Here is a 10051-nt window from a genome sequence, read left to right as displayed (position 1 = left end):
CCTATGAAGTGATAAAAGAATAAATAGAGGCAATAATATGAAAGTTAAAACTACTATCGCAACCATGAGCATTTTATCTGCATTGTCATTTGGTGTTTTTGCAGCTGATTCTATTAGTGAAAATCAAGCAGCTAACTTACAGCCGATGGGGACTATTACCGTCAGCGGCCTGAATGGTGCACCTTCTGATATTCGCCAGGCGCTGTCTGAGAAAGCCGATGCAATGGGCGCTAAAGCTTACAAAGTGATTGAAGCTCGCGAAGAGAACAACTGGCATGCTACTGCTGAGATCTACAAGTAAGTTTAATTCTAAGAAATAAAAGTAAATGCCCCGTAATAAGGGGCATACTTTCGTAACCTGGTGGTTTATCCAATCTACTGAATATTCGCTTTCAGCATATTGAATAGAGTATCTCTTACAACAAGTTCGTGAGTTAAATCAGCACAACAACAGAATAATCCCTCGTCGTCTATCCGACGAACCCTTTTACCCCCGCTATGCGGGGGCTTTTTTTATCTGCTCTACTCTTGAGACTCAGCCTCATGTTCTGCTTTTTTACTCAAAGCACTCAATAGCTTATCGTGAATACCGCCAAAACCGCCGTTACTCATCACCAGGATGTGATCCCCTGGTTGAGCTGTTTTGACCACCATATCAACTAATGTATCGATATCAGCACTCCAATGCGCTGGCTGAATACAAGCTTCGGCAACTTCGACGACTTGCCATGGGATATGCTGTGGCTGGAACAGGAATACTTCATCAGCACGGCCTAATGAAGGAGCCAGTTCATTTCTACACATCCCTAACTTCATAGTGTTAGAACGCGGCTCCAGTACGGCCAGAATTCGCGCTGTTCCGCCAACCTTGCTGCGCAGTGCTGCCAGTGTCGCAAGTATTGCTGTTGGATGATGAGCAAAATCATCATAAACCGTGACACCATGAGCTTCACCGCGTAATTCCAACCGGCGACGGGCATTAATAAAATCCCCCAGCGCCCGACATGCATCTGCCGGTAGCACGCCCACATGGCGGGCAGCAGCAATGGCCATTAAGCCATTATGCATATTATGCTCTCCCACCAATGACCAACTCACTTCACCGACTAATTCATTGTCGAGGAACACTTCATAGACACTGGCATCTACTGCAACTTTACGTGCAAACCAGCTGCCTGTTTCACCCACCAGTTCCTGTTCGCTCCAGCAGCCCATCGCCATCACTTGTTTTAAGTGATTATCATTATCTGGAACAATAATCTTGCCCGTACCTGGAACTAAGCGCACCAGATGATGAAATTGCTTCTGGATGGCTTTAAGGTCATCAAAGATATCAGCATGATCAAACTCAAGATTATTCATCACCAACGTTCTTGGGCTGTAATGAACAAATTTGGAGCGCTTATCAAAGAAGGCGCAATCATATTCATCAGCTTCGATGACAAAGAATGGGCTATTCCCTAAGCGGGCTGAAACATCGAAATTACCCGGTACGCCCCCAATCACAAAACCCGGCTCATAGCCGCAAGCTTCCAGTATCCAGGCCACCATTCCGGCAGTTGTAGTCTTACCGTGGGTACCGGCGATTGCCAATACCCAGCGCTCCGGCAACACATGGTCATGCAGCCATTGTGGGCCAGACACATACGGAATACCTTGCTCTAATACTGCTTCAACACAAGGATTACCACGGGTCATGGCATTGCCGATAATGACGAGATCCGGTTTTGGATCTAATTGAGCAGGATCATACCCTTGGATCAAATCGATCCCTTGGTTCTCCAGCAGTGTGCTCATCGGCGGATACACGTTAGCATCCGATCCCGTCACTTCATGACCTAATGAACGGGCGAGCATCGCCAGGCCGCCCATGAAAGTGCCGCAGATACCTAATATGTGAATGCGCATAAATTTTCCGTATTAATAGCTTCGAGTTTGTCACCATTCTACCGCTCAGAATCAAAGAGAAGAAATGGAATTGCCTATGAATAATTCTTACCTTTGGGCTACACTGCTGCCATTAAGTGAGTTGTTCGTTAATAAATCGATATTTAACCGTAGATTCAGGGATTGTGTCATGAAAACGTTAGGCGAATTCATCGTTGAGAAACAGCTAGACTTCTCTCACGCCACCGGCGAATTAACTGCATTACTTTCAGCAATCAAACTCGGCGCAAAAATCATTCATCGCGACATCAACAAAGCAGGTCTGGTTGATATTTTAGGTGCGAGCGGTGTTTCAAATATTCAAGGCGAAGACCAGATGAAACTCGATCTGTTTGCCAATGAAAAATTGAAAGCCGCCCTAAAAGCGCGTGGCGAAGTAGCCGGTATCGCCTCAGAAGAAGAAGATGACATTGTTATCTTTGATGGTGGCCGCGCAGAAAATGCCAAATATGTGGTTCTGATGGATCCGCTGGATGGTTCTTCAAACATTGACGTGAATGTGTCCGTCGGTACTATTTTCTCCATCTATCGTCGCATCACCCCATTTGGCACACCAATTACTGAAGCAGACTTCCTGCAACCAGGCACCAAGCAAGTTGCGGCAGGCTATGTGGTGTACGGCTCGTCAACCATGTTGGTGTATACCACCGGTTATGGCGTCCATACCTTCACTTATGATCCATCGCTGGGCGTTTTCTGTTTGTCCGGCGAAAAAGTGCGTTATCCCGCAACCGGTTGCATGTATTCCATCAACGAAGGGAATTACATTAAATTCCCATTGGGTGTGAAGAAATACATCAAGTATTGCCAGGAGCAGGATGAAGCCACCCAGCGCCCATACACTTCGCGCTATATTGGCTCACTGGTTGCCGATTTCCATCGTAACTTGTTGAAAGGGGGGATTTATATCTACCCAAGCACCGCCAGCCATCCGCAAGGTAAATTGCGTTTGCTGTATGAGTGCAATCCAATGGCGTTCCTGGCAGAACAAGCCGGTGGGAAAGCCACTGATGGGGTTAATCGCATTCTGGATATCGTGCCGGAGAAACTGCACCAGCGCGCACCTTTCTTCGTCGGCACTAAATCCATGGTTGAAGATGCAGAAGGCTTTATCGCCAAATTCCCGGATGAAGAAGCTAAGTAACTATCGCTAATATTAGAAAGCAGCGGCCCACTAAGCCGCTGTTTTTTTATGCTACGACCGCCAGCTCATCACCTTGTAATTTAAATACTGCCATACTGGCTGACAGCGCATCGGCTTGTTCCTCTAGTGAACGCGTTGCCGCAGCCGCTTGCTCCACTAATGTGGCATTCTGCTGCGCCACCTGATCCATCTGAGCAATAGCGACATTCACTTGCTCAATTCCGCTACTTTGCTCATAAGAAGCAGCTGAGATTTCGCGCATCAATGCAGTTACGCGGTTCACTTCATCGGCAATCTCATGCATGGTTTTCCCTGCGGATTCAGCCATATCCGCCCCTTCCCGCACTCGATTTTGCGATTCAACAATCAAGTCTTTAATTTCTTTTGCTGATTGTGCGCTACGCTGAGCCAGATTGCGCACCTCGCCCGCCACCACCGCGAAACCACGGCCTTGCTCTCCGGCTCTGGCAGCTTCAACTGCCGCGTTAAGCGCTAAGATGTTGGTCTGAAACGCAATGCCGTCAATCACAGCAATAATATCGGAGATACGGCGTGAACTGGTGGTAATCGCCTGCATTTTATCAACCACATGGCTGACGACTTTACTGCCTTTACTGGCGATATCCGACACACTCATCGCCAGGCGATTGGCTTGATCCGAGTTTTCAGCATTCATTTTCACCGTCGAGGTCAACTGTTCCATACTGGCCGCCGTCTGTTCCAATGAAGATGCAGATTCTTCAGTGCGTTCCGCCAAATGGTTATTCCCAGCGGCTAATTCTCGCGATCCAATGCCAATTTGACCACCAACATCGCGCACATTACTGACAGAGGCCACCAGCGATTGCTGCATGGTTTGCAGCGCTCTTGCCAGCCGGGCCAATTCCGTATTGCCCTCACTGTTGATATTGTGAGTTAAATCGCCATCAGCTATATATTCCAACTGATGAATTGATTGCTCCAATGGCTGCAAAATGATGTATTTAAGCGCAAACCATGCCAACACCGCAGAAATTAAGGTGATTATGCCCGCAGCCACAATGATGGCTAATTTAATTTTGGCGGCACTATTGGCTTTATCAATTTGTAACTGGCCAGCATTCAACGCATAACTGCGAAAGGTTGCGACATCATTATTAAATGCTTTGCTGATATCGGTAATGCTCTTTTCCAGCACCTCGTAATACTCGTCAGCGTAACCGGCCTTAATGGCCGTCAACATGGGTATAACGCCCTTATCAACATAATTTTTATAACTTTTTTGGATATTAGTCGCCAGCTCCTGTCCATCTCCGCGCTCAGATACCGCGCTGACAAACCGTGCCATCTCCTTTTGCGATAATGCCAGTGACTCCTCGGCCTGCTTTGCAGTTTGCAAAGACTCATCAATCAAGCCTATCTCTAATTGATGAATGGCTAATGCCGCCTCAGTTCTGGCACTTAATGTGGCAGTAAAGCTATTTGATAATGATCCCAGCTCCTCCCCTTGGATTTGATTTATGGCCTGTAATGCACGTGAGCTTTCCTGGATTGAATTAATGCCAATTACACTGACAATTAATAAAATCAATGACATAAGGCTTAGCTGGGCAATAAGCCCATTCTTAATGGTAATCTTTTTTAACATCGGTTTTTTCCGGTTGTGTGCAAATGGTTAAGATTACAAAGTGTTAGCAGTACAGCGGACGGTCTTATTATTTGATTAAGTTATCGGCGCTAAGAGAGTCGTCTTGAACCATCACCGGAAAAACAGCTTAAAATAGATACATTTAGATAATGACAGTATTTTATCTCCCTGGAATAGCCTTGATTCAGGCAATCTCACCATCATCAAGCAGTGAAAAGGACAGGAATTCAGATAAGACTTGGCTATAATAGCCAGCACTCCATTTCTGGTTTGATAAAAGGAAACCGACATGAGCTTGAACCAAGTACCCGCAGGTAAAGACCTGCCAGAAGATATCTATGTTGTGATCGAAATCCCGGCAAACGCGGATCCGATCAAATACGAAATCGATAAAGAGACTGGATCTCTGTTTGTAGACCGCTTCATGTCTACTGCGATGTTTTATCCGTGCAACTACGGTTACATCAACAATACCTTGTCATTAGATGGGGACCCGGTTGATGTGCTGGTACCAACGCCATATCCGTTGCAGCCAGGCTCAGTGATTCGTTGCCGCCCAGTTGGCGTGTTGAAAATGACTGACGAAGCAGGCGAAGATGCCAAGCTGGTCGCGGTTCCACACAGCAAACTGACCAAAGAATACGATCACGTTAAGGACGTGCAAGATCTGCCAGAGCTGCTGAAAGCTCAGATCAAGCACTTCTTTGAGCATTACAAAGATCTGGAAACGGGCAAATGGGTGAAAGTTGACGGTTGGGAAGATGCCGCTGCCGCTAAAGCCGAAATCCTGTCCTCTTTCGAACGCGCTAAGAAGTAATTTTCTGTTTTATATAACAAAAAATACATAGCAAAAACACCGCCATTGTGCGGTGTTCAGACTGCTGACAAACCCTAAGGACTCGATCTTGCAAGGTGAAGGCAGGTAGAAGAGTAAAGCGTCCGCGCCAAGGACGGCGCGGCTCGAGCCCCCAGGGATGGGTTTACGGCGTCTTTACGATCTGCCTGTCTTCACCACTACAGGCACTTTGTCATTAACCTCAAACACCGCCATTGTGCGGTGTTTTTTTGCTTATCTAGCTTTGCGGCTTATCATTTTCTTCATGGCGCTTAAGCCAATCACCACTGTAAATCCGTGGTAATCCTTCAACCGGTAAACGGTAAAGATATATCCAGGCACTGCCGTAAGGCGTCTGGATCAATTCACGCCGATAATCCTTGGTATTACTTTTCAGTTCATCTAACTCATTCATAATAGATGAGTTAATCCGATAAACTTCACAATGCACAGTGCCATCTCCGGGAACCACTGCCGGATAATGACCTAAGTTGTACATATCAAAGCCTTCCAGGTCATGTTCGCCCAACAACTGGGCGTCCGTCATCCAGTGACTGTTACCTTGCTTGCGCCGTAAACTACCGTAGACAATAATTCGCATTGTTAGAACTCAAACTGATAAAGCACATCTAATGCCTGATCAATACCAGACACCGCTTCCAGATACAACCTGGGCATCAACCGATAACGTAATGTTAACGTAGCCAGCGAATCAAATATACCCACACCGTATTTTACTTGCAGATCTTTGGTGACATAGCCGCTCACCACTACTTGCGAGCTATCACCAACCCCTTGAGTATCCAGTGCCAGATTGCTGACGCCAAATGCCTCGCCGATTTTACCCACAAGTTTACCACTTTGCGCAACCCCCATACCGACCAGCATTGAGGTCATCAGACCGCTGTCTGCTCCTGAATTGCCCAACCCTTGTCCACGTAACAAGTAAGATAGTGCTTCTTGCTGTGACATCGCCGGATCTGAGAATATTTCCAGCCGTGGTGAATCCGCCATGCCAGTCACACGCACACCAGCGGTCACACCATCGGCAGTCGCATCAGGATTTCGGATAGCTTCAATATTGAGTAATGGCTGATCCGGTGGCCCGGAGAACAGCAATACACCTTTGTTAACAACCAGATCCTGCCCATAAGCGCGGAAGCTACCGGATGGGATATTAATTTGCCCATTCAAACCCAAGCCGCGCTGGTCTTGTATCATTTTTAAATCGCCCTGCAAGCGCGCTTTCAGGCCAAATGCATTCAGGCGAACATCATTGCCAACATGAATCACCAAGTTGCTGTTAATTGGAATCCCGGCCGAGCGCGGTGAAATAGGCTGCAAATCATTATTGAGCATCACTTCATCCGGCGAGACACCGACGGCACTTTCCGGCACTTCTTGCACCGTAATACGCGCCCACGGGATGTCCACCGAGCCATTAAGACTAAACAATTGCGGCGTGGCTTCAAAAACAATGTCCGGAGAAACATCAATCCGCACCATTGGTGGGACAGTGACCCGCAATTTATTACCTTTTGCTGCAATTCTGGCTCGCCAGGCATTGATATCACGCCAATCGGCATCACCGGACAGATTAAGTTGCCCTTGCGAGGTGCGAATTAGCCCCTCTAGTGTCGAGGTCATACCGTCGAAATTCATCACCAGACGCCCTTCGGTGATATCAAATGGCATCCAACTACCATCGACATCCACATTGTCCAGCGCCAGCCGCCCAAAGACCAACGGGCTTTTCGCATTACCGCCTAAACGGAGATTGGCATTTAATAAGCCAGAAGCTTTTTCACCATCACTCAGGATGGGATTGATCATTGCCAACGAGAAATTACTGATAGCAATGTTACCGGATAGATTACGTCGCCCCTCAGGGTCAGCCACCTGCACCTGCCCAGAGAATTGACCATTATTTACCAGTTTAATCAACCAGTCGGCCCGCACCTGCCCATTCGCCAAACCGCCATTTAAATTCAGTGTTTCAAAGGCGATCGGCAGTGGATTACCCTGTACCATTTGTTGGACTTTGACGCCATTGCCACTGAGTGATACCCGCACATCTGGCAAGCTACCACCGGCTTTCCAACTCACATCGGCCCGCCCTGTAAACACACCACTCATGGTGGTATCCGGGCCAAGGAACGGTTTTATCATCGCTAAATCAAAGCGATTAAGTACCACACTCGCCTGTCCACTCGGGCCTGCTTCAATCGCACGCGGTACACAAAGTTCCGCATTTGGATTAAGCCAGCAATGCGGCCCGATAGTGACCCGCTCAAGTGTATTTTGATAATCCAATGCGATGGCACGGCTTAAACGCCATTCACCTACCGGGGTATCAAAGCGCGTGTTATTGAGCGTTCCGCGCCAGCGCTCTTGCTGCCGGTCGAAGCTTCCCTCCAGCGCCAACTGGCCGGAAACCGGTTCACCCTGCATATTCAGGCGCAACTGATGCTGTTTTTCACTGCCACGGGCATCTAACGTTAGGAGGCTGACCACCAGATCGGCTTGCTTGAGCTGCTCGACCCTAATGGCTAGCTGACCTTGAATTTGATCTGTCGAGCGAACATCACCATCAATCTTGACCCGATTAATGGTCAATTCTTGCCATTGCAGGCGGCTCGCGGTGAGAGCGGCCAACAGTTGTGGCGCTTTAAGGTTACCGCGTAATTTCAGTGTGCCTTTGACAATGCCGCCCAACCCCGGCAACGCACCATCAAGCTGCGGCGCATCGACATTGGCATCAAGCAGCCAGTTGTCATTTAAATCACCTTTGACATCCAGCTTATTACGGCCTAATGCCAGATTGATACCCGGAATATGCCACTGTCCTGCTGCATTGCCGGTCAATGAACCGCGAGCAGTAACGCGATTCTGTTTCACATTGCCGTCCAACGTCAGCTCCGGCACTTGTAATTGCCAACTGCCGCCATGAATACTGCCGCGAGTCACAATCTTGCCATCCAGTTTTGCCGGCCACTCCGGCCACTGTTTGGCGGTATTAATCCCTGACAGAGTTAATACCGAGTTCCAACTGATCGCCTTGCTCCAATCCACCACACCGGTCAGATCGGTATTACCTTGCAGCGCTGCCAGACGCAAACGCGTCAGATTAAATTGCTCAACATTCCCTTTACCGTCCAATGTGAAGATAGCGGGCGGCAAGTCAGTACCTTTAAAGTCCGAGCGGATTGAGAGTGCGTAATCTGTCGCCTGCCCATTAAGCCGCATTCTGAGATTATCGAGTTGAAATTGAGGTTCGCCGCTCAGTGGCCAGCGCAGTTGCTGGCTTTGCAGGGTCAGTGCCATTGGCAACCCCGCCTGTGCCAACGCGGTTTCGGCTTCCAATTGCGCGCTCACCGGGCCGGACAAATTAAGTGCGACGTTGAGCTGTTCACGTAACGCGCCCCCCACCGTCAGCTTCACTTTTTCACCCTTCAGTGGCTCAATGTTCAACGCACTGTTGACGGTGATACTCAGTGGCCACGTATCTGCCAGCGTCGCCTCACCACGGGCAGACAACCCGCCTTGTGGCGATTTGATATCAAGTGTATCCAGTGTTATGCGGTTTTCTTGAGTGCTGGCTTGCAGTAACAGACTGGTGATAAGCACATCGGTGTCACCGGTTAGCCGCAGTTGTTGCCCTGAAATCTCTTTAATCTGTATATCCAGCGGCAAACGGAAATCGGGCAAATCGGGTAATAGTGGCTTGGCAAATAGCTCTTTTAAGGTTTCACCCAGCGGGGTTTCGGCTGGCGCGGGGGCCGCCGCTTGTTGTTCAACCGCTTCTTTGACGGCGATGGCGGTTTCCACTGCGGGCTTCGCCGCATCAGGGACGATAGCGGGCACTGTTTTCGGTAATGCAATCAATAACCCACTGATTTTAGTCGGCATCAAGTTCAATGCACGCTGCTGCCAATGCGCGCCAGTGCGGAATTCATTTAGCGAAATCGCCGTATCATCAATAGTGACTTTGACATTATTCAGCGATAGCAGACGTAAGGTGATGGGATACGGAGTGCTCAATTCGCCCATGGGTTCCGTGCTGGCAGATGCCGGGGCGGCAGGTGCCATGGCTTTGGTATCCACCACCACATCCACATCTTGTGCCGTCAGCGCATTAACACAGAGTTCACTGCGTTTCAGACATGATAGCTGCAATGACAGATGAAACTGCCCCGCTTTCACGGTAACACCCGGCATTTGGTATTGGATGCCTTTAAGTGTCAGATCACGCCAACCACCGCTGACACTGGCTATATCCAGGCCTGGCACCCAACGCGCGGCACTGTTGATCACAAAATGCAAACCACTGGTGGTGCCAAGTAAGCCCGCCAGAGTCCCCACCAACAACAGGATAATGAGCAAAAATGCGATACTGAGTCGCTTTACCCACCGCAGTTTCTTTACCGGTATCGGCTTCTCTGCCGGCACCTGTTCCTCTATTTGCGTCGGTTCTTTTATTTGCGTCGGTTCTTTTATG

Annotated in this window: 7 protein-coding genes; 3 read left to right on the top strand and 4 right to left on the bottom strand. The window is 48.7% G+C overall.

The annotated features are described in order from the left end of the window. The first annotated feature begins 37 nt into the window (after positions 1–37). Complete coding sequence (yhcN, locus tag HU019_RS13835) at positions 38–301, top strand: peroxide/acid stress response protein YhcN (RefSeq protein WP_005175416.1); 264 nt, start codon at positions 38–40, stop codon at positions 299–301. A 221-nt stretch (positions 302–522) separates the two neighbouring features. Here the strand turns inward: yhcN and mpl are convergent, their stop codons facing one another. Further along, a complete protein-coding gene (mpl, locus tag HU019_RS13830) occupies positions 523–1908 on the bottom strand; it encodes a UDP-N-acetylmuramate:L-alanyl-gamma-D-glutamyl-meso-diaminopimelate ligase (protein WP_174849108.1) in 1386 nt (461 codons plus the stop codon). Between the two features lie 169 nt (positions 1909–2077). On the opposite strand from mpl, the gene fbp reads away from it, so the two are divergent. Then, the gene (gene fbp, locus HU019_RS13825; protein WP_004875434.1) at positions 2078–3091 is read left to right on the top strand and encodes a class 1 fructose-bisphosphatase; all 1014 of its coding nucleotides are present in this window, start codon (positions 2078–2080) and stop codon (positions 3089–3091) included. Between the two features lie 46 nt (positions 3092–3137). Here the strand turns inward: fbp and HU019_RS13820 are convergent, their stop codons facing one another. Continuing rightward, a complete protein-coding gene (locus HU019_RS13820; protein ID WP_174849107.1) occupies positions 3138–4718 on the bottom strand; it encodes a methyl-accepting chemotaxis protein in 1581 nt (526 codons plus the stop codon). Between the two features lie 289 nt (positions 4719–5007). Here HU019_RS13820 and ppa point away from each other — a divergent pair, with 289 nt between their 5' ends. Continuing rightward, positions 5008–5535: an inorganic diphosphatase gene (gene ppa / locus HU019_RS13815; protein WP_002210169.1), complete on the top strand. Its 528-nt coding sequence runs from the start codon at positions 5008–5010 to the stop codon at positions 5533–5535. A 256-nt stretch (positions 5536–5791) separates the two neighbouring features. Here the strand turns inward: ppa and HU019_RS13810 are convergent, their stop codons facing one another. After that, positions 5792–6154, bottom strand: coding sequence for a gamma-glutamylcyclotransferase family protein (locus HU019_RS13810; RefSeq protein ID WP_019080701.1), 363 nt, complete (start codon positions 6152–6154; stop codon positions 5792–5794). 2 nt (positions 6155–6156) lie between these two features. Further along, positions 6157–9969: an autotransporter assembly complex protein TamB gene (gene tamB, locus HU019_RS13805; protein ID WP_174849135.1), complete on the bottom strand. Its 3813-nt coding sequence runs from the start codon at positions 9967–9969 to the stop codon at positions 6157–6159. Positions 9970–10051: the final 82 nt, after the last annotated feature.

The organism is Yersinia artesiana, from assembly GCF_902726545.1.
Taxonomy (GTDB): domain Bacteria; phylum Pseudomonadota; class Gammaproteobacteria; order Enterobacterales; family Enterobacteriaceae; genus Yersinia; species Yersinia artesiana.
This window is presented reverse-complemented; position numbering and strand designations above follow the sequence as displayed.